The 18,594-nt window shown below is 76.3% G+C and carries 19 protein-coding genes and 2 pseudogenes; 13 read left to right on the top strand and 8 right to left on the bottom strand.

Annotation, left to right across the window (positions count from 1 at the left end):
- The first annotated feature begins 2 nt into the window (after positions 1–2).
- The 5 genes from ACRYMN_RS07925 to ACRYMN_RS07905 all read left to right on the top strand — a co-directional run bounded on the left by ACRYMN_RS07925 (position 3) and on the right by ACRYMN_RS07905 (position 4,709).
- Complete coding sequence (locus ACRYMN_RS07925) at positions 3–1,523, top strand: LCP family protein (RefSeq protein WP_432493737.1); 1,521 nt, start codon at positions 3–5, stop codon at positions 1,521–1,523.
- A gap of 111 nt (positions 1,524–1,634) precedes the next feature.
- Positions 1,635–2,219 carry a dihydrofolate reductase family protein gene (locus tag ACRYMN_RS07920; RefSeq protein ID WP_432493735.1) on the top strand — a complete coding sequence of 195 codons (585 nt, stop codon included), beginning with the start codon at positions 1,635–1,637 and terminating at the stop codon, positions 2,217–2,219.
- A 37-nt stretch (positions 2,220–2,256) separates the two neighbouring features.
- Positions 2,257–2,700: a YchJ family protein gene (locus ACRYMN_RS07915; RefSeq protein ID WP_432493733.1), complete on the top strand. Its 444-nt coding sequence runs from the start codon at positions 2,257–2,259 to the stop codon at positions 2,698–2,700.
- Between the two features lie 86 nt (positions 2,701–2,786).
- A complete protein-coding gene (locus ACRYMN_RS07910; protein WP_432493731.1) occupies positions 2,787–3,923 on the top strand; it encodes a baeRF2 domain-containing protein in 1,137 nt (378 codons plus the stop codon).
- 141 nt (positions 3,924–4,064) lie between these two features.
- On the top strand, positions 4,065–4,709 hold the full coding sequence (locus ACRYMN_RS07905; RefSeq protein WP_432493729.1) for an NAD(P)-dependent oxidoreductase: 645 nt from the start codon (positions 4,065–4,067) through the stop codon (positions 4,707–4,709).
- Between the two features lie 172 nt (positions 4,710–4,881).
- Here ACRYMN_RS07905 and ACRYMN_RS07900 read toward each other — a convergent pair whose 3' ends face one another.
- The 3 genes from ACRYMN_RS07900 to ACRYMN_RS07890 all read right to left on the bottom strand — a co-directional run bounded on the left by ACRYMN_RS07900 (position 4,882) and on the right by ACRYMN_RS07890 (position 7,054).
- Positions 4,882–5,151 (bottom strand): hypothetical protein, encoded by a 270-nt coding sequence (locus ACRYMN_RS07900; protein ID WP_432493727.1) that lies wholly within the window; start codon positions 5,149–5,151, stop codon positions 4,882–4,884.
- Between the two features lie 107 nt (positions 5,152–5,258).
- The gene (locus ACRYMN_RS07895; protein WP_432493806.1) at positions 5,259–6,191 is read right to left on the bottom strand and encodes an aldo/keto reductase; all 933 of its coding nucleotides are present in this window, start codon (positions 6,189–6,191) and stop codon (positions 5,259–5,261) included.
- A 2-nt stretch (positions 6,192–6,193) separates the two neighbouring features.
- The gene (locus ACRYMN_RS07890) at positions 6,194–7,054 is read right to left on the bottom strand and encodes an aldo/keto reductase (RefSeq protein ID WP_432493725.1); all 861 of its coding nucleotides are present in this window, start codon (positions 7,052–7,054) and stop codon (positions 6,194–6,196) included.
- A gap of 231 nt (positions 7,055–7,285) precedes the next feature.
- On the opposite strand from ACRYMN_RS07890, the gene ACRYMN_RS07885 reads away from it, so the two are divergent.
- A complete protein-coding gene (locus ACRYMN_RS07885) occupies positions 7,286–8,221 on the top strand; it encodes an intradiol ring-cleavage dioxygenase (protein WP_432493804.1) in 936 nt (311 codons plus the stop codon).
- 43 nt (positions 8,222–8,264) lie between these two features.
- Here ACRYMN_RS07885 and ACRYMN_RS07880 read toward each other — a convergent pair whose 3' ends face one another.
- Together ACRYMN_RS07880 and ACRYMN_RS07875 are read right to left on the bottom strand one after the other, a co-directional pair.
- Positions 8,265–8,564: a hypothetical protein gene (locus ACRYMN_RS07880; RefSeq protein ID WP_432493723.1), complete on the bottom strand. Its 300-nt coding sequence runs from the start codon at positions 8,562–8,564 to the stop codon at positions 8,265–8,267.
- 68 nt (positions 8,565–8,632) lie between these two features.
- Positions 8,633–9,226, bottom strand: coding sequence for a PilZ domain-containing protein (locus ACRYMN_RS07875; RefSeq protein WP_432493721.1), 594 nt, complete (start codon positions 9,224–9,226; stop codon positions 8,633–8,635).
- A 221-nt stretch (positions 9,227–9,447) separates the two neighbouring features.
- Here ACRYMN_RS07875 and ACRYMN_RS07870 point away from each other — a divergent pair, with 221 nt between their 5' ends.
- On the top strand, positions 9,448–10,056 hold the full coding sequence (locus ACRYMN_RS07870) for a hypothetical protein (RefSeq protein ID WP_432493719.1): 609 nt from the start codon (positions 9,448–9,450) through the stop codon (positions 10,054–10,056).
- Positions 10,057–10,078: 22 nt separating this feature from the next.
- On the opposite strand, the gene ACRYMN_RS07865 is transcribed toward ACRYMN_RS07870, so the two are convergent.
- Together ACRYMN_RS07865 and ACRYMN_RS07860 are read right to left on the bottom strand one after the other, a co-directional pair.
- Complete coding sequence (locus ACRYMN_RS07865; protein ID WP_432493717.1) at positions 10,079–11,590, bottom strand: MFS transporter; 1,512 nt, start codon at positions 11,588–11,590, stop codon at positions 10,079–10,081.
- Between the two features lie 340 nt (positions 11,591–11,930).
- Positions 11,931–12,380: pseudogene (locus ACRYMN_RS07860) on the bottom strand (HAD family hydrolase); the annotation flags it as partial.
- Between the two features lie 10 nt (positions 12,381–12,390).
- Here ACRYMN_RS07860 and ACRYMN_RS07855 point away from each other — a divergent pair.
- Positions 12,391–12,720 carry a hypothetical protein gene (locus ACRYMN_RS07855; RefSeq protein ID WP_432493715.1) on the top strand — a complete coding sequence of 110 codons (330 nt, stop codon included), beginning with the start codon at positions 12,391–12,393 and terminating at the stop codon, positions 12,718–12,720.
- Between the two features lie 383 nt (positions 12,721–13,103).
- Here the strand turns inward: ACRYMN_RS07855 and ACRYMN_RS07850 are convergent.
- Positions 13,104–14,180, bottom strand: a pseudogene (locus ACRYMN_RS07850) (SDR family oxidoreductase); the annotation flags it as partial.
- Between ACRYMN_RS07850 and ACRYMN_RS07845 the strand changes: the two are divergent.
- The 5 genes from ACRYMN_RS07845 to ACRYMN_RS07825 all read left to right on the top strand — a co-directional run bounded on the left by ACRYMN_RS07845 (position 14,179) and on the right by ACRYMN_RS07825 (position 18,588).
- A complete protein-coding gene (locus ACRYMN_RS07845) occupies positions 14,179–14,748 on the top strand; it encodes a PAS domain-containing protein (protein WP_432493713.1) in 570 nt (189 codons plus the stop codon). The pseudogene ACRYMN_RS07850 and the gene ACRYMN_RS07845 sit on opposite strands and share 2 nt — an antisense overlap.
- Position 14,749: 1 nt before the next feature.
- Entirely contained in the window at positions 14,750–15,724 is a 975-nt protein-coding gene (locus ACRYMN_RS07840) for a methyl-accepting chemotaxis protein (protein ID WP_432493711.1), read from the top strand.
- 87 nt (positions 15,725–15,811) lie between these two features.
- Positions 15,812–17,980: a carbon starvation CstA family protein gene (locus ACRYMN_RS07835; protein WP_432493709.1), complete on the top strand. Its 2,169-nt coding sequence runs from the start codon at positions 15,812–15,814 to the stop codon at positions 17,978–17,980.
- Positions 17,977–18,183: a YbdD/YjiX family protein gene (locus ACRYMN_RS07830; protein ID WP_432493707.1), complete on the top strand. Its 207-nt coding sequence runs from the start codon at positions 17,977–17,979 to the stop codon at positions 18,181–18,183. The genes ACRYMN_RS07835 and ACRYMN_RS07830 overlap by 4 nt, the downstream gene beginning before the upstream one ends.
- Before the next feature lie 57 nt (positions 18,184–18,240).
- Positions 18,241–18,588 (top strand): metallopeptidase family protein, encoded by a 348-nt coding sequence (locus ACRYMN_RS07825; protein ID WP_432493802.1) that lies wholly within the window; start codon positions 18,241–18,243, stop codon positions 18,586–18,588.
- Positions 18,589–18,594: the final 6 nt, after the last annotated feature.

The following is an 18,594-nucleotide window of genomic DNA, read 5'->3' as shown; positions in this document are numbered from 1 at the left end:
CCGTGCCGATCACCGCCGACCCGACCCCGCCGCGCGCCGACGTGCCCGGCGCGGGCCTGCGCGCGCGCGGCCGGCACGCCAGCCACGCGCACCGCACCGCCGCCCGGGTGCTGCGGGTGGTGCTGGTGGCCGCGGTGGTGCTCGTGCTGGCCGCCGCCGGCGGCGGCGTGTACGCCTACCAGCGCCTGCAGGGCAACATCACCGCCCGCGACGTCTCCGGCCTGCTGGGCGAGCGGCCCGAGCGCGGGAGCACCGCGGCGACCACCCCGCTGAACGTGCTCGTCATGGGCAGCGACACCCGCGCCCTGGCCGACGGCACCGGCGACGCCTACGGCGGCGAGGCCGCCGACCCCGGCGCCCGCTCGGACACCACCGTGCTGGTGCACCTGGCCGGCGACCGGCGCAGCGCCACCTTCGTGAGCATCCCGCGCGACTCGATGGTGGCGATCCCCGAGTGCACCGCGCCCACCGGCGAGGTGGTGCCCGCGCAGCTGGACATGTTCAACGAGGCGTTCTCCGAGGGCGGCCCGGCCTGCACCATCGAGACCGTCGAGGCGCTGACCGGCGTGTACGTCGACCACTACGCCGTCGTGGACTTCAGCGGCTTCCGCTCCATGATCGACGCCCTGGGCGGGGTGACGATCTGCACGCCCGAGGACATCGACAGCGACCGCGCCAACCTCCACCTGGCCGCCGGCACGCACGACGTGGACGGCGAGACGGCGCTGGCGTACGCGCGGGTGCGCTACGGCGTCGGCGACGGCTCGGACATCTCCCGCATCGACCGCCAGCAGGCGCTGATGTCCTCGATCGTGCAGAAGGTCACCAGCTCCGAGACGCTGCTGCGCCCGGACCGCCTCTACGGCTTCCTCAACGCCGCCACCCGCTCGGTGACCACCGACCCGGGGCTGGCGGACTTCGGCCGGCTCGCGGAGCTGGCGCGCGGCCTGCAGCAGCTGCCCGCCGACGGCGTGCGCTTCGTGACCGTCCCCGTCGAGCCGTACCCGCGCAACGACGCGCGCGTGCAGTGGACGGCGGCCGCCGACGAGCTGTGGCGGCGCATCCGCGAGGACGACACCGGCGCGCCGGAGACGGCGCCCGCCCCGGCGCCCGACCCGGCCACCAGCTCGCAGCTGCTCGTCGCGCCGGCCGACGTGGCCGTGCAGGTGCTCAACGTCGGCGCCCCCGCCGGCACCGCCGGGGTGCTCGCCGGCCAGCTGGCGGCGGTGGGCTTCGCCCCCGCCGGCACCGGCGACGGCACCGCCACCGCCCCGGGCACGCCCGTGCTGGTGCGCCACGGCGCCGAGCGCGCCGACAGCGCCGCCACCGTCGCGGCCGCCCTGGGCGGCGCGCCCACCCGCCTGGACCCCTCGCTGGGCCGCGCGGTCGTCGTGGAGGTCTCCTCGGCCGCGTACCGGGTGCTCGACGTGCGCGCCCGCGTCGGCGGCGCCGCGCCCGCCGCCCCGCCGGCGCCGGTGGCGCCGATCCCCGAGCGCGTCGCCACCGACGACATCTGCGCCTGAGCCGCGCGCCGCGCCCCGCGCGCCGGGGACCCGCACCCGCACCGGTGACTACGGTGGTCCGCGCCGGTCCACCCCCTCGACAGCCGCCGGAAGCACCCCGCAGGAGGAACCATGCGCCCCCTCGTCGTCACCGCCTTCACGTCCCTGGACGGCGTGGTGGAGTCCCCCGGCGGTGAGGGGACGTACCGCAACCGCGGGTGGACGTTCAACGCCGTCGAGTTCGACGAGGCCGTCTACGAGATCAAGGGCCGCGAGCAGGAGGAGACCACCGCCCTGCTGCTCGGGCGGGTCAGCTACGAGGCGTTCGCGCCGGTGTGGCCGGACGTGGAGGACTTCGCCGGCTACAACGCCATGCCGCGCTACGTGGTCTCCACCACCCTGCAGCGCGACGACGAGCGCTGGCCGGCCACCGTCCTGCGCTCGCTCGACGACGTCGCCGCGCTGAAGGAGACCGACGGCGGCCCGATCGCCGTGCACGGCAGCGCCTCCCTGGCCCGCTCGCTGGCCGATGCCGACCTGGTGGACCGCTACCACCTGCTCGTCTTCCCCGTCCTGCTCGGCGCCGGCAAGCGCCTGTTCAGCGACGCGGACAAGGACATGCAGCTGCTGTCGGTGCGCGAGTCCGAGACGTACCCCAACGGCGTCACCAAGCTCGTCTACGACGTCGTCCACGGCGCCCGCCCGGCGGCGGGCTGAGGGCGGGCCGAGGGCGGGCTGAGGACGGGCCGGGCCCGTGCGCGAGGTGGACCCCGCCGCGCCCTGCCCGTGCGGGTGGGGCGAGCCGTACGCCGCCTGCTGCGGCCGCCACCACGCCGGTGAGCCGGCCCCCACGGCCGAGGCGCTGATGCGCTCGCGCTACAGCGCCTTCGTGCGCGAGGACGAGGCGTACCTGCTGCGCACCTGGGACCGCCGCGACCGCCCCGGCGCGCTGGACCTCGCCGGCACCGGGGACCGCTGGCGGCGCCTGGTCGTGCTCGCCACCACCGGCGGCGGCCCCTTCGACGACGCGGGCACCGTGGAGTTCGAGGCGCACGCGCGCGAGGGCGGGCGCCGCCGGGTGCAGCACGAGGTGTCCGCCTTCCGCCGCGAGGGCGGGCGCTGGCTGTACGCCGGTGCGACGGGCGGTGCGGCGGGCGGTGCGGCGGGTGGTGCGGCGGGTGGTGCGGCGGGGTCCTGAGCGCCGCGTGTCGCGGGGTTGACCCCCGCCACGCTGGGTAAGACGACAGGACACCGCCGGTCGAACCCGTCGAGGAGGACACGTCCGTGAAGCTGGACTGGCTCAAGCCCGTCTCCACCGATCCCGGCCCCCACGTGTGCGTCTACGTCGACGTCTCGCGCACCCGCGAGACCGGCGCGCACGAGATGGAGGTGCGCTGGAAGGACGCCCGCGACGCCCTCGCCGGGCAGGGCGCGCCCGAGGGGGCGCTGCAGGCGCTGGACGGCGTCGCCACCACGCCCCCCGAGGTCGGCGGCCCGGTCGGGCGGGCGCTCATCGCCTCCGCCGACGGCATCGAGATCGACGTCCTGCTCCCGGACCCGCCCGCCCAGGACGAGGCCGTCAGCGGCCCCGTGGCGCACCTGATGCCGCTGGTGCGCTCGCTGGCCGACGACGTGCGCTACGTCCTCGTCGAGCTGGACCGCGCCGGCGCCGACATCACCGTCACCAGCTCCGACGCGCCGCGCGGCAGCGAGGAGGTCCGCGAGGTCACCGCCGGGCACGACCTGCTGCACAAGGTCCCCGGCGGGGGCTGGGCGGCGCTGCGCTACCAGCACGCCGTGCAGGACTCCTGGGACCACAACGCCGCCGCCGTGGCCGACGAGCTGCACACCATCGTGCGCGAGCAGCACCCGGAGGTGGTGCTGCTGACCGGCGACACCAAGGCCGCCGCCGCGCTGCGCGGCAAGGCCGCCAAGCAGGTCCTGGAGCTGCTCGTGGACGTGCCCGGCGGCAGCCGGCACGCCGGCGTGCACGAGGAGTCGTTCAACGCCGCCGTCGCCGAGGCGCTGGAGCAGGTGCGCCGCCGCCGCCGCGACGCGGTGGTCGACGAGTTCGAGCAGGAGGCCGGCCGCGGCGGGCGCGCCGTCAAGGGCCTGGGCCCGGTCGTGGACGCGCTGCGGCGCGGTCAGGTGCGCACGGTGCTGCTGCGCGACGACCCGAACCCCGGCGAGGACTCCGAGACGCTGTGGGTGGGCGCGGGCCCGCTGGAGATCGGCACCACCGCCGACGAGGTGCGCGCCCTGGGCGTGGACGGCGAGCCGCTGCGGGTGCGCGCCGACGCGGCGATCGTGCGGGCGCTGGCCGCCTCGGACGCGGAGATCGAGCTGGTCGCCGAGCGGCCGGACCTCGTGCAGGGCATCGGCGCCGTGCTGCGCTACGCGGACGCCTCCACCCCCTCCTGAACCGCCGCCTCCCGGCGCGGCTCCTCCCGGGCCCGTCCCGCGCACCGCGCGCGGGACGGGCCCGTTCGCCGCGCGCGACCCGCTCGCCTACCGTCGCCGCGGCGGGGCCCACCGCGGGCCCCGGGACGAGGAGGAGCACGCATGGCACGGGTGACGGTCCTGGGCGGCACCGGGTACGCGGGCAGCCGCATCAGCCGCGAGCTGGCCGCGCGCGGGCACGAGGTGACGGCCGTCAGCCGCACCGCCCCGCAGCAGCCGCTGGAGGGCGTGCGGCACCTGGCCGGTTCGGTGCTCGAGCGCGAAGTGCTCGAGCGGGCCGTGGACGGCGCCGACGTGGTGCTCTCCTCGCTGGCCCCGCGCGGGGAGCTCGAGGGGCGCGTGCGCCCGGTGCTGCGCGAGCTGGCCGGCCTGGTGCGCGAGCGCGGTGCGCGCCTGGGCGTGGTCGGCGGCGCCGGCTCGCTGCTGGTGGCCGAGGGCGGCCCGCGCCTGGTGGACACCGAGGGGTTCCCCGACGCCTTCAAGCCCGAGGCGCTGGAGGCCGCGGCCGTCCTGGACGACCTGCGCGCCTCGGAGGAGTCCCTGGACTGGTTCTACGTCAGCCCCGCCGCCGGGTTCGGCGCCTTCGCCCCCGGCGAGCGCACCGGCACCTACCGCACCGGCGGCGACCTGCTGCTGACCGACGCCTCCGGGGAGTCGTTCGTCTCCGGCGACGACTTCGCGCTGGCCGTGGCCGACGAGGTCGATAGCGCCGCGCACCGCCGGCAGCGCTTCACCGTCGCGTACTGACCCCCGGCGCCCGCGCGGACCGGCGCCGCCGGCCGACCCGCTGGGGCTGGCCGTCGGCGCCGGTCCGTGGTGGAATCGTCCCGGCGGCCCGGGGGGCTTCGAGTGTTGGGGAAGAACGCCCGCGGATCCCCCGGGCCGCCGTCCGCTCACCCCCGCCCGCGCCGCCGCGGGTTCACTCCCCGGCGCGCGTGACCCCGAACATCAGCGTGCGGCGCTCGATGTCGTAGTGCACGTCCTTCGTGTTCACCAGCAGGTCCTGCAGCGCGTCGGCGTCGTCCGCGGTCAGGGTCAGGACCTCCTCCCACGCGCCCTCGTCGAGGACGAGCTGGAGGGTGTACGCGCCGTTCCGGCCCGGCTCGCCGGCCACCCAGGAGAACTGGTAGTGGCTGAGCTGGCGGACCTTGATGGTGTTGTCGTTGACGGGCTGGGGCAGTTCGGGCACGGGGGTCGCCTCCTGGGTCGGGTCCGGCGGAGCGGCGGGCGCCGCACTCCCCAGCTACCCGCCGCACCGCCGCGCAAACCCGGCCCCCGGCCGCGCCGGGGGACCCGTCAGGGGACGGTGTAGCCCGCCGCCCGGTACAGCTCGTACCACTGCGCGCGCGTCAGCGGCAGGTCCGAACCCTGCGCCGCGGCCGCGACCCGCCCGGGGTTCGTGGTGCCGAGGACCACCTGCATGCCCGCCGGGTGGCGGGTGATCCACGCGGTGGCGATCGCCAGCGGCGGCACCCCGTGCTCCCCGGCGAGGCGGTCCAGGACCTCGTTGAGCTCGGAGTAGGCGGGGTTGTCCAGGAACACCCCGGTGAAGAAACCCGCCTGGAACGGCGACCACGCCTGCACCGTGATGTCGTTCAGGCGGCAGTAGTCCAGCAGCCCCACGTCGCGCGAGACGGACTGGTCCAGCTCCTGCATGTTCGCCGCCACGCCCTGCGCGACCAGCGGCGCGTGGGTGATGGACAGCTGCAGCTGGTTGGCCACCAGGGGCTGGCGGACCGAGCGCTTGAGCAGCTCGATCTGGCCGGGGGTGTGGTTCGAGACGCCGAACGCGCGCACCTTGCCGGCCTGGTGCAGCTCGTCGAACGCGCGAGCCACCTCGTCCGGCTCGACGAGGGCGTCGGGGCGGTGCAGGAGCAGCACGTCGATGCGGTCGGTGTTCAGCGCCTCCAGCGAGCCGTCCACGGACTCCACGATGTGCTCGTACGAGAAGTCGAAGTACGGCCCGTCGGGGACGATGCCGCACTTGGTCTGGAGGGTGACCGCGTCGCGCTCGGACGGGCTCAGCGGCACGGCCTCGGCCCACCGGCGCTCGCAGCGGTGCAGCTCCTGCCCGTAGACGTCGGCGTGGTCGACGAAGGTGACGCCCGCCTCGCGGGCGGTGTCCCACAGGGTGCGCACCTCCTCGTCGGACATGTCGGCGATGCGCATGAGGCCCAGGACGACGTTCGGCACCTGCAGGCCGCTGGTGCCCAGGGGGACGGTCCGCACGCTCACGCCTCCGACAGCTTCGCGACCTCGTCGGCCGTCAGGGTCAGCTCGGCGGCGCGCGCGGAGTCGGTGATGCTCTGCGGGCGCGAGGAGCCCGGGATCGGGATGACGACCGGGGCCAGCGCGAGGTGCCAGGCCAGGGCGACCCGCTGGACGCTGACGCCGTGCGCGTCGGCGACCTCCTGGAACGCGCCGTGCCGGCTGCCGAGCTCACCGGCGTTGGAGATGCCGCCCAGGGGGCTCCACGGCAGGAACGCCACGCCCAGCTGCGCGCAGTGCTGCAGCTCGCCCAGGCTGGAGCGGAACGCGGGGGAGAACTGGTTCTGCACCGAGACCAGCCGCCCGCCGAGCACCTCGTTGGCCTCGTCGATCTGCGCGACGTCCGCGTTGGAGATGCCGGCCAGCTCGATGACGCCCTCGTCGAGCAGGTCGCGCAGGGCGCCCACCGACTCCGCGTAGGGCACGTCCGGGTCGGGGCGGTGGAACTGGTACAGCCCGATCGCCTCCACGCCCAGGCGCTTCGCGGAGGCCTTCGCGGCCTCCTCGAGGTGCTCGGGGCGCCCGTCCTGCGTCCACGAGCCGTCGCCGGGGCGCAGGTGCCCGCCCTTGGTGGCGACGAGGACCTGCGAGGTGTCCCCGCCCCAGCTGCGCAGCGCGCGGGCGATGAGCTCCTCGTTGTGGCCGACCTCGTCGGCGTGCAGGTGGTAGGCGTCGGCGGTGTCGATCAGGGTGACGCCGGCCTCGAGGGCGGCGTGGATCGTGGCGATCGAGCGCTCCTCGTCGGGGCGGCCCTCGATGGACATGGGCATCGCGCCCAGGCCGACGGCCGAGACGGTGCGGGGACCGAGGTTTCGCTGCTGCATGCCCGCGACGCTAGGCACCGCGCGCCGCCGCGGCCACCGGGAGCGCCCCGGCCGCGCACCCACAGGCTCACCACAGCGCCCGCACGCCCGGTTCGTCGGTGCAGCGTCGATGGTGCGGGGGTGAGCCAGGAGGAGACCACCGTGAGCACGTTCGAGCGACTGCTGCAGCGCGAGCAGCACCGTCCCCGCCAGCAGCAGCGTCCCCGGCGGCAGGAGGGCACCGACCGGGAGCTGCGCACCTACCAGGGCCGCGTCCTGCCGCGCCAGGACGAGGACGTCGACGACCAGGGCCTGACCTTCGACCTGGCCACCGCGCGCCGGCGCGTGCTGGAGCGCCGTCGCGTGCTCTCCGCGCTGGGCCTCGGCGCGCTGGGCCTGGGCCTTGCCGCCTGCGGCGAGGGCGACGCCGACGCCTCCTCGGGCGGCTCGTCCCCTTCGGCGCTGAGCGAGGTCCCCGACGAGACCGCCGGTCCCTACCCCGCTGACGGCTCCAACGGCGTGAACGTGCTGACCGCCTCCGGGGTGGTGCGCTCGGACATCCGCTCGTCCTTCGGCACCTCGACCACCACCGCCGCCGGCGTGCCGATGACCCTGACGCTGGACGTCGTCGACGTGGCCGGCGGCGACGTGCCCTTCACCGGCGCCGCCGTCTACGTGTGGCACTGCGACCGCGACGGGAAGTACTCCCTCTACTCCGAGGGCGTCGAGGACGAGGACTACCTGCGCGGGGTGCAGGTCGCCGACGCCGACGGCCGCGTCACCTTCACCAGCGTCTTCCCCGCCTGCTACTCCGGGCGCTGGCCGCACGTGCACTTCGAGGTCTACCCCGACGTCGACTCGATCTCCGACGCCGCCGACGCGATCGCCACCTCCCAGCTCGCCCTCCCGCAGGAGGTGTGCGAAGCCGTCTACGCCACCGCCGGCTACGAGCGGTCGGTGAGCAACCTGGCGGGCGTCACCCTGGCCGGCGACGGCGTCTTCGGCGACGACTCCGCCGCCACCCAGCTGGCCACCGTCACCGGCGACACCACCACCGGCTACGCCGCCTCCCTCACCGTCGGGGTCGACACCCGCACCGCGCCCACCGCGGGCTCGGCGCCCGGCGGTGGGCCCGGCGGTGGTGGGCCCGCAGGCGCCCCGCCCGGCGGCCGGCCCGCCTCCGCCTGACGCGGGGGTACGCGAGAGCCGTGGGGGGACGCGGGGGCGGGCCTCAGAGGCCGTAGGCGGTGGCGAAGTCGTCGGTGGCGCGCAGCACCGCGGCGGCCAGGGCGGGCTCCAGGCCGGCGGCGGTCAGCTCCGCCAGCGCCTCCTCGTCGCCGGCGCCGCGGGTGCGCGCGTCGCGGGCGCGCTGCGCGGCGCGCGCGAGCGCCACGCGCTCGCCGGCGCCGGGGTCGCGGTCCAGCACGATGCCGGCCACCCAGTCGGGGTCGAAGGCGCCGGCGGGCGGGGCGAAGACCCGCTCGCCCTCGACCCAGCGCCCGCTGCCGCCCCAGTGCCGCCCGCGCTCCACGCCGCGACGGTAGCCGGGCGCGCCCGCACGTGCGGGCCCGGGCGCGCGGGCCCGGCGGCGCCCGGTCCTCAGTACCCCCGGTTGCGCCGGGCCAGCTCGCTGAGCACGCTGCGCTCGAGGACCTCGGCGGCGCCCTCGTCGAGCTCGACGAAGCGCACGACGGCCTCGTGGGTGACGTCGTCGACGCGCACCACCTCGCCGCGCGCGTGCACCTCCAGGCCGTCGTCGAGCTCGAGGGCCAGGTCGACCTCGGCGTGCTCGCCGGGCAGCTCGTCGCCCTCCAGGCGCAGGCCGCTGCGCGAGAGGTCGACGGTGCGCGCGTCCGCGACGCCGTCGGGGGTGGTCAGGTGCACCGGCAGCGAGGCGGGCACGCGCACGGCGCCGCGCCGGGTCTCCGAGGCCAGCAGCATCACGCCGGTCAGGGCCAGCTCGTCGGAGCGGTGCGCCTGCGCGACCGCCTGGAAGACGGCGTGCGGCACGACCGCGCCCGGCTCGCCGGCCTCGGTGCTGACCCACACGCGCTGCCCGTCGAGGGCCTCGACGGTGCCGGGGTCGGCGAGCACGTGGCTGGTGACCACCAGCCCGGCCGCGCCGGCGGTCCAGGAGCGCACGGTGCCGGTGTGCACGCGGGGTCCGCGCTCGGCGGTGCCCGTCGCGGGCATGAGCGTCACGGTCGTGTCGACCGCTGGTCCCTCGGTCGTGAGCAGACCGCCCTGGGCGCCGTTCATCCGTCCCCCTACGCATCAGCACTGAGTCACTATATCTATACGCTACGTCACGTGGCGGGGTGCTTCCACCCGATCGGGCTCCTTCACCCGGACGGGCGACGGCCACGCTGCGCACCGGTTCGACCCGTGCCGCCCCGTGCCCGTACGGTCGCGGTGTGCTGATGCGCCTGCGGAGCCCGCGCCCGGCCGTCGACGCCGACCCCGCGCTGGCCGCCTACCTCAACGAGCAGCTGGCCCGGGTCACGACCCTGCTCGACCAGCTGCGCCGCGCCTCGCGCGACCCCGACCTGCTGGCCGAGCGCGCCGTGCTCGCCGACCTGCGCCGGCAGGTCGGCGCCGACCGCGCCACCGTGCGCGCCGCGCTGCGCCGGCTCGGGGTGCGCACCGACTGGGCCGTCCTCGGCGTCAGCTGGGCCACCGCGCGCGCCGCGCGGCTGCTGCCGCTGCTGCACCGCCTGCCCGTCCTGGACCGCGTGCCCAGCGCCCCGTCCGCGCGCCAGGACGCGGTGCAGGCGCTGCTGGAGCTGGAGGACCTGCTCGCCGGCCTGCACCGGCGCCAGGTCGCCGCCCGCGTGCTCGCCGACGTCGTCGGCGCGGCGGCCGGGGAGTGGGCCGGGGCCGTGCGCGCGCTGCCCGGGCGCGCCGAGCGGCAGCTGCGCGCCGCGGAGGACCTGCACCGCCGCCGCGCCGCCGCGCTGCTGCCGCGCGCCGCGACCGCCGGGGTGGGCGCGGCGCCGGCGGCGGGTGCGGTGGTCGCGCGCTGAGGCGCCGCCCCGGGCGCCGGCGTCAGGCGCTGACGCGCTCGGCGGCCGGCTGCCCGCTGGGCCGGCCGGGGCGCGGGCGCAGCTGGCGGTGCACCACCAGGGCGGCGGTCGCCGTCAGCAGCGCGCCGGCCAGGGCGGTGGTGTCCAGGCCCTGCGCGAACGCCTCGCGCGCCGAGCCCAGCAGCTGCGCGGCCGGGCCGGCCGGCAGCTGCCCGGCCACCTCCACCGCACCGCCCAGCGTCTCCGCGGCCGCGCCGGCGCCCTCGGCGCCCGCCTCGGCCGGCACCCGCACGCGCGCGCCGTAGACGGCGGTCAGCAGCCCGCCGAGCACGGTCGTGCCCAGCACCGCGCCGACCTCGTAGGCCGTCTCGGAGATCGCCGAGGCCGCGCCGGCGCGGTCGGCGGGGGCGGCGGAGAGGATCGCGTCGTTCGTCAGCGTCTCGGCCAGCCCGGCGCCGGCGGAGAGCACCACGAACGCCACGGCCAGCTGCGCGGCCGCGCCCGCCACCGCCGCGCCCTCGGCCGGGCCCAGGGTGGCGGCCACCGCGTAGCCGGTGGTGCCCAGCAGCAGGCCGGTGGCGATGAGCACGTCCAGGCGCACCCGCCGGGCCAGGCGCGCGGCCAGCAGCCCGGTGCACACCGAGACCACCGCCCCGGGCAGCAGCAGCAGGCCCGCGCGCACCGGCGACAGGCCCAGCACGAGCTGCAGGTACTGCGAGACGGCGAAGAGCATGCCCGTCATCCCGCAGATGCTCATGAGGTTGGCCAGCACCGCCGTGCGGAAGACGGGCAGCCGGAACAGCCCCACGTCCAGCAGCGGCTCGGCCAGGCGCACCTGCCGGCGCACGAAGAGCACGCCCAGCGCCGCGCCCGCCGCGACCGTCGCCAGCGGCCCGGCCAGGCCGCCGTGGTCGGCCAGCGACTTCACCCCGTGCACCACGCCCACCATCGCCGCCGTCGCCAGCGCGGCGCTGGCGAGGTCCAGGCGCGCGGGGGCGCTGGAGCGCGACTCGCGCACCAGCAGCGGCAGCAGCACGAGCACCAGCGCCACCACGGGCACGTTGACGAGGAAGACCGAGCCCCACCAGAACCGCCCCAGCAGCGCGCCGCCGACCACCGGGCCGAGCGCGGCACCACCGGCGAAGGCGCCGGCCCACACCGCGAAGGCGGTGCGCCGCTGCTCGCGGTCGGGGAAGGTGCTGCGCAGCAGCGCCAGCGTGGAGGGCATGAGGGTGGCGCCGAAGACGCCCAGCGCCACGCGCGCGGCGATGAGCGCCTCCGCGGAGGGCGCGAAGGCGGCCAGCGCCGAGACGGCGCCGAAGCCGGCGGCCCCCACGAGCAGCAGGCGCCGCCGGCCCGAGCGGTCGCCCAGGGCGCCCATCGTCACCAGCAGCCCGGCGATGGCCAGCGAGTAGCCGTCGACGATCCACAGCAGCTGCGTGCCCGTGGGCGCCAGGGCGGTGCTCAGGTGCGGGACGGCGAAGCTCAGCACGGTGGTGTCCACCGAGATCATCAGCACCGGCAGCATCAGCACCGCCAGCGCGGCCCACTGCCGCGCGCCGGCGCGGGGGGGGGGGGGGGGGGGGGGGGGGGGGGGGGGGGGGGGGGGGGGGGGGGGGGGGGGGGGGGGGGGGGGGGGGGGGGGGGGGGGGGGGGGGGGGCGGGGGGTTGGGGGACCCTTCCACCCCCCGCCGCCCCCCCCCCCCCCCCCCCCCCCCCCCCCCCCCCCCCCCCCCCCCCCCCCGCCCCCCCCCCCCCCCCCCCCCCCGGTACAGCGACACGTCCGGGGAGACGGCCGTGGGGTTGCCCACGGCCCTCAGCAGCGGCACGTCCGGGTGCGAGTCGGCGTAGGCGTAGCCGGCGGCCAGGTCCGCGCCGACGACCTCCGCGTAGCGGCGCAGCCACGCCGCGCGCGCCTCGCCGACCAGCGGCGGGGAGGTGAGGAAGCCGGTGGCCCGCCGGCGCCCGTCCGCGCCGGTCTCCTCCTGCAGGTCCGTGCAGACCACCTCGTCGAACAGCCCCGCCAGCGGCCGCGTCACCAGGCGCACGTCGCCGGTCATGAGGATCGTGCGGTGCCCGGCGTCGCGGTGCGCCTGGATGCGCCGCAGCGCGTCGGCGGAGACCTGCGCCAGGAAGCGCGGGGCGAACACGTCGTCCACGTGCGCCTCCAGGGCGTCGAGGTCGACGCCGGCGTAGCCGCGGAAGAGCGAGCGCAGGAAGCTGCCGCGGTCGCGGCGTTCGGCGGCGATCCAGCCGGGCAGGTGGCGCACCACGCGGGCGAACTCCGCCACCCGCGCCGGGGCGTCCAGCTGCGACAGGCGCAGCGTCAGGTAGGTGTCGACCACGGTGCCCGGCAGCAGCGTGCCGGCCAGGTCGAACACCGCCAGCACCGGCGCGGCGCCCTCGGCGACCGGCTCCAGGCGCCGCGGTCCCGAGGTCTCCTCGGCGGCCCGGCGGCGCCGGCGGATCTCCTCGTACTTGCGCATCTGCCCGGTCACGCTGGGGCAGTGGGTGTCGCGCCAGTACGCCTTCCAGTCCACCACCGCGGTGTCGAAGCCCCACAGCTCGACGTCGGCCGGGTCCAGCGAGCGGTGCAGGGCCAGGGTGTTGTCGTCGACGAAGCGCAGCTCCGCCTCGGTGTACGCCTTGTACAGGTCCATGTAGCGCCGGGCGAACTCCACCTGCCGGCGCGCCGCGTCCAGCGAGCGCGAGGCGCGCCGCACCCGCTCCGAGCGCGGCGCCAGCATCAGGGCCCGGTTGCCCGCGCTCGTCAGCAGCTCACCGGCGCGCACCTTGCGCTCCACCGCGTTCTGCCCCGGGAACCGCCAGGTCGGCATGACCTCGGGGGAGGAGTCGAAGGGGTGCTCGGTGAAGTAGGCGCGCACGTGCTCGTACAGCTCGCGGAACGTGATCGGGTTCCGGGCGCCGGAGGAGACGTGGTAGTAGGCCGGGCGCGAGAGCGGCGGCGGGGTGGCGGCGGCCTTGAGGATCGCGTTGACGACGTGGTCGATGGGCACCACGTCCAGCACGGAGTCCGGGGCGGCGGGGAACTCCGTCAGCTCGCCCTTGCCGTAGGCCAGGATGATCGGCTCGGCCATCTTGAAGCCCTCGATCCAGCCCGGGTGCGGGTGGACCAGCGCCGACTCCACGATGCTGGGCCGCAGGACCGTGGTGGGCACCGCCGGGGCGGCGACCTCCTCCACGAAGCGCTCGCCCATGGCCTTGGTGAACGTGTAGCAGTCCGTCCAGCCCAGGGTGCGCGCGCGCTCCTTGCCGGCCGCCTTCTGCTGCTCGGCCACCCACTCCACGCGGCGGCGCTCGGCGTCGGCGGCCACCGTCAGCGGCCCGGCGCGGCCGTGGTCGCGCTCGGCGGCGCGCAGGAACTCCCGCAGCCGCGCGTCCAGGCGCGAGTCCTCCTCGATGCGCGCGGCCAGCCGCAGGCCGGCCTCCAGCTCGGTGCGCCAGTCGGCGTCGTGCTCGACGGCCCGCTCGGGCACCGAGCCGCGCCGGCGCCCGCCGACGTAGGCGGTGGACACGTGCACGTAGTGGGTGGGCGACTGCGGCCGGCTGGCGGCCAGCACCCGCTCCACCAGCGACCTCGTGCCCAGGACGTTGGTGGTGAAGGCGTCCTGGATCAGCGGGTCGAAGGAGACGTCGCCGGCGCAGTGCACCACCGCGTCGAGGTCGCCGGGCAGCTCCGGCACGTCGGCCAGGTCGCCCTCGAGGGCGAGGACCCGCGTCTTGAGCAGGTCGTCGGGGTCGCCGGCCGCGGCGAAGATCTTCTTCCTGAGCAGCGCGCGCAGGCGGTCCTCGCCGCTCTGGCCCGGCTTGGGCCGCACCAGCGCCACCACGGTCGTCCCCGGCAGGTCCACCAGGACCCGCTGCAGCAGCGCCTCGCCGATGAAGCCGGTGACACCGGTCAGGAGGAGGCGCTTGCCGTCGAGCTGCTCAGCCAATCGCACCGGGCGATCCTGCCACGAGCGCGGCGGCCCCCCGGACGGCCCGCGCCCCGCCCGGCCCCCCGCAGGAGGGGCGCGCGCGGCCCTCAGGTGGCGCCCCGCGGTGCCGATGGGCTGTGCAGGAGCGGCCGAGCAGCGCGTCGCGGGAGCGGGGGAGCAGAGCATGGGGAGCGCCACGGCGACCTCCCGCACGGACCGGGCCGCGGTGCGGCCGAGCGGTCAGGAGCGGACCTTCGGGGCGGACGAGCTGATCGTCTCCAAGACCGACACCCGCGGGATCATCACCTACGCCAACGACGTCTTCTGCCGCGTCGGCGCCTACGAGCTGCACGAGGTGATCGGGCAGCCGCACAACCTCATCCGCCACCCGGACATGCCCCGGGCGGTCTTCAAGCTGCTGTGGGACACCGTCGCCTCCGGCCGCGAGCTGTTCGCCTACGTCAACAACCTGGCCGCCGACGGCGCCAACTACTGGGTGCTGGCGCACGTGACGCCCTCCTTCGGCGCCGGCGGGAAGATCGTCGGTTACCACTCCAGCCGCCGCCGCCCGGCCACCGCGGGCGTGGAGGCCATCAAGCCGCTGTACCGCGAGCTGCTCGCCGAGGAGTCGCGCGCCGGCACCGGCCGCGCCGCCGCCGAGGCCGGCACCGCCCTGCTGAACCGTCGCCTGGCCGAGCGCGGCGTCGACTACGACCAGTTCGTCTGGTCCCTGATCCCCGACGCGGAGGCCTGAGATGAGCAGCACCGTCAAGCGCGGGTTCTTCGCCCGCGGCGAGCGCAGCGGCGCCGCCGAGGAGCTGGCCCTGTACAAGGCCCTCGTCGAGCAGGTCACCCGCGTGTGCGAGGCCGCCGCCGCCGGCGACTCCGAGGCGCGCGTGGGCGGCGTGGAGGGCTCCTGGGCCGTGCCGCAGCTGGCCGAGCTGGCCAACGGCGTCAACCGCGCCCTCGACGTCTCCGACGCCTTCGTGCGCGAGGCCGGCGCGGTGCTCAGCTCCGCGGCCGAGGGCCGCTACCACCGGCGCCTGCTGCCCGGCGGCCTGCGCGGGGCCTTCCGCGGCGCGGCCGCGAGCATCGACGGCGGGCGCGCCAGCATGCAGCGCGACGCCCAGCGCATCTCCGCCGCGGCCGACTCGCGCCTGGTGCTGGCCGACAGCTTCGAGGCCGACGTCCTCGGCGTGGCCGAGCAGGTGGCGACCGCCTCCACCGAGCTGAGCGCCTCCGCGCAGGGCCTGTCCTCGGCGGCCTCGGCCGCCAGCGTCGAGGCCGACCAGGCCTCGGTGACCATGCAGGCCCTCACCCACGCCTCCGAGGAGATCCAGCAGGTCGTCTCCACCATCAACAGCATCGCCGACCAGACGCGGCTGCTCGCCCTGAACGCCACCATCGAGTCCGCCCGCGCCGGCGAGGCCGGTCGCGGGTTCGCGGTGGTGGCCGCCGAGGTCAAGGAGCTGGCCGACCAGACCGGCCGCGCCACCGAGCAGGTCTCGCAGCAGGTGGCCAGCATCCGCGCCCAGGCCCAGGGCGCCGTGCAGGCGATCACCGGCATCAGCGGCACCGTGGCCGAGATGAACGGCCTGGTGGACGGCGTGCGCGCCGCCGTGGACGGCGGCGGGAACTGGGGCGGGGCGCAGGACGTCACCGGCCTGTCCCGCCTCGCCGAGGAGCTGCGCGCCAAGATCGACGGGTTCCTGGCGGGCCTGCGCGGCTGAGGGCGGCGGGCGCGTCGATGTGACACGACCGCCACCGGCGGTGATGATCTGGCGGGTAGAGCCAGGACGTCCCGCGAGGAGGCGGTCGTGTCCACTGCCGTGCCCACCCCGGAACCCACGAGCACCCGGCGCCGGCCGAGCCCGCGCTCGGTCGTGCTCTGGACGCTCGTCGCGCTGGTCGGCGCCACCGCGTGGACGGTCCTCGCGCTCGCGCGCGGGGAGTCCGTCAGCGCGCTGTGGGTGCTGTTCGCCGCGCTCGCCTCGTACGCGATCGCGTACCGCTTCTACGCCCGGTTCATCACCTACCGGGTGCTGCGCGCGGACGACGCGCGCGCCACCCCGGCCGAGCGCCTGCACGACGGCGTGGACTACGAGGTCACCGACCGGCGGGTGCTCTTCGGGCATCACTTCGCCGCCATCGCCGGCGCCGGACCGCTGGTCGGGCCGGTGCTGGCCGCGCAGATGGGCTACCTGCCCGGCACGATCTGGATCGTCGTCGGCGTGGTCTTCGCCGGTGCGGTGCAGGACCTGACGGTGCTGTTCTTCTCGATGCGCCGCGACGGCAAGAGCCTGGGGCAGATGGTGCGCGAGGAGATCGGGCCGGTGGGCGGCGCCGCCGCGCTGGTGGCCGTCTTCGCCATCATGATCATCATCCTGGCGGTGCTGGCGCTCATCGTCGTCAACGCCCTGGCCGAGTCGCCGTGGGGCGTGTTCTCCATCGCCCTGACCATCCCCGTCGCGCTGTTCATGGGCGTCTACCTGCGCTTCCTGCGCCCGGGCCGGGTGCTGGAGGCCACCGGGATCGGCGTGGTGCTGCTGCTGGCCGCCATCGTCGGCGGCGGGTACGTCGAGCAGTGGGGCCTGGCCGAGAGCCTGACGCTCAGCCGCGAGAGCCTGGTGCTGGCGCTGGTGGTCTACGGGTTCGTCGCCTCGGTGCTGCCGGTGTGGCTGCTGCTCACCCCGCGCGACTACCTCTCGACGTTCATGAAGATCGGCGTCATCGTGCTGCTGGCCGTCAGCCTGCTGGTGGCCCGCCCGGTCCTGGCCAACGACGCCGTCACCAGCTTCGCCCGCGAGGGGAACGGGCCGGTGTTCGCCGGCTCGCTGTTCCCGTTCGTCTTCATCACCATCGCCTGCGGGGCGCTCTCCGGCTTCCACGCCCTCATCGCCTCCGGCACGACGCCGAAGATGATCGCCAAGGAGCGGCAGGTCCGCCTCATCGGCTACGGCGGGATGCTCATGGAGAGCTTCGTCGCGATCAGCGCCCTCATCGCCGCCTCCGTCATCGACCAGGGCGTGTACTTCGCCATGAACTCCCCGGCCGGCGCCACCGGCGGCACCGCGGAGTCCGCCTCGCAGTTCCTCGCCGGCATCGGCATCACCACCCCGCCGGAGACGATCACCGCCACCGCGCAGGCCGTGGAGGAGGACATCGTCTCGCGCACCGGCGGCGCCCCCACCCTGGCGCTGGGCATCTCGCAGGTGCTGAACTCCGCGTTCGGCGGGGCGCTGCAGGCCTTCTGGTACCACTTCGCGATCATGTTCGAGGCGCTGTTCATCCTCACCGCCGTCGACGCCGGCACCCGCGTGGGCCGGTTCATGCTCCAGGACACGGTCGGCAACGTGTGGAAGCGCTTCGGGGACCTGTCCTGGCGGCCGGGCAACCTGCTGGCCAGCGCCGTCGTCGTCGGGGCCTGGGGCTACTTCCTGTACACCGGCGTCACCGACCCGCTCGGCGGCATCAACCAGCTCTTCCCGCTGTTCGGCATCGCCAACCAGCTCCTGGCGGCCATCGCCCTGACCCTGGCGACCACGCTGCTCGTCAAGCACGGGCGCGCCCGCTACGCGTGGGTGCCCGGCCTGCCGCTCGCCTGGGACCTCGTGGTGACGATGACCGCCAGCTGGCAGAAGGTGTTCTCCGACGACCCGGCCATCGGCTACTTCGCCCAGGCGAGCGCCTACCGCGAGGCCCGCGACGCCGGTGAGCTGCTCGGGGCGGCGCAGGACGCCGACCAGATGCAGCAGGTCGTCACGAACTCCACCGTCAACGGCGTGCTGCAGTCGCTGTTCGCGCTGCTCGTGCTCGTCGTCGCCGTCAACGCCGCGGTCGTCGTGGCCCGCGCCCTGCGCGCCGGGTCGCTGCCGACCACGGAGGTGCCCGCGGTGCCCTCGCGGCTGCGCGAGCCGGCCGGGCTGTTCGCCACCGCCGAGGAGGAGCGCGAGCTGGCCGCCGAGCGCACGGAGGCGCTGCGGTGAGCGGCCGGACGCCGCTGATCGCCGCCGTGGGCGAGGCGCTGCGCGGGGTGCGCTGGTACCTGCGCCAGGTCGACGGCAGCGCCCGCTGGGAGGAGCACCTGCGCTCGGCCGCCGAGCACGGGCACGCGCCGCTGACGCGGCGCGAGTTCGAGCGCCGGCGCGCCGACGCCCGCGCCGGCTCGGTCTCCTCGCGCTGCTGCTGAGCGCCTCCCGCGGGCACCCGCCCGGGGGCGCCCTGCGAGGATCGGGGCGTGGTGGAGATGGGGCGCGAGGAGTTCGAGGAGGCCGTCGCCGACGCGCTCGACGCGATCCCCGAGGGGCTGGCGCGGCAGATGAGCAACGTGGTCGTCCTCGTCGAGGACGACCCGCCCGAGGGGTTCCCGCCCGACCTGCTGGGGCTGTACGAGGGCACCCCGCTGACCGAGCGCGGCACCTGGTGGGCGGCCGGGGCGCTGCCGGACCGCATCACCGTCTTCCGCCGCCCCACCCTGGCCGTGTGCGAGGACCGCGAGCACGTCGTCGAGGAGGTGCGGGTGACCGTGGTGCACGAGGTGGCCCACCACTTCGGCATCGACGACGAGCGCCTGCACGAGCTCGGCTGGGCCTAGGCCGTG

It is taken from the genome of Kineococcus gypseus (assembly GCF_050871305.1).
In the GTDB taxonomy this organism is placed as follows: domain Bacteria; phylum Actinomycetota; class Actinomycetes; order Actinomycetales; family Kineococcaceae; genus Kineococcus; species Kineococcus gypseus.
Note: the sequence above shows the minus strand (reverse complement) of the source record. Positions and strands in the feature narration are given on the sequence as shown.

What these genes read in the sequence shown, in the direction of transcription:
- ACRYMN_RS07845 (WP_432493713.1), top strand. Translation starts at nt 14,179, where the DNA reads ATGGGGAGCGCCACGGCGACCTCCCGCACGGACCGGGCCGCGGTGCGG.
- ACRYMN_RS07890 (WP_432493725.1), bottom strand. Translation starts at nt 7,054, where the DNA reads ATGCAGCAGCGAAACCTCGGTCCCCGCACCGTCTCGGCCGTCGGCCTG.
- ACRYMN_RS07905 (WP_432493729.1), top strand. Translation starts at nt 4,065, where the DNA reads ATGGCACGGGTGACGGTCCTGGGCGGCACCGGGTACGCGGGCAGCCGC.
- ACRYMN_RS07875 (WP_432493721.1), bottom strand. Translation starts at nt 9,226, where the DNA reads ATGCCCGCGACGGGCACCGCCGAGCGCGGACCCCGCGTGCACACCGGC.
- ACRYMN_RS07825 (WP_432493802.1), top strand. Translation starts at nt 18,241, where the DNA reads ATGGGGCGCGAGGAGTTCGAGGAGGCCGTCGCCGACGCGCTCGACGCG.
- ACRYMN_RS07840 (WP_432493711.1), top strand. Translation starts at nt 14,750, where the DNA reads ATGAGCAGCACCGTCAAGCGCGGGTTCTTCGCCCGCGGCGAGCGCAGC.
- ACRYMN_RS07920 (WP_432493735.1), top strand. Translation starts at nt 1,635, where the DNA reads ATGCGCCCCCTCGTCGTCACCGCCTTCACGTCCCTGGACGGCGTGGTG.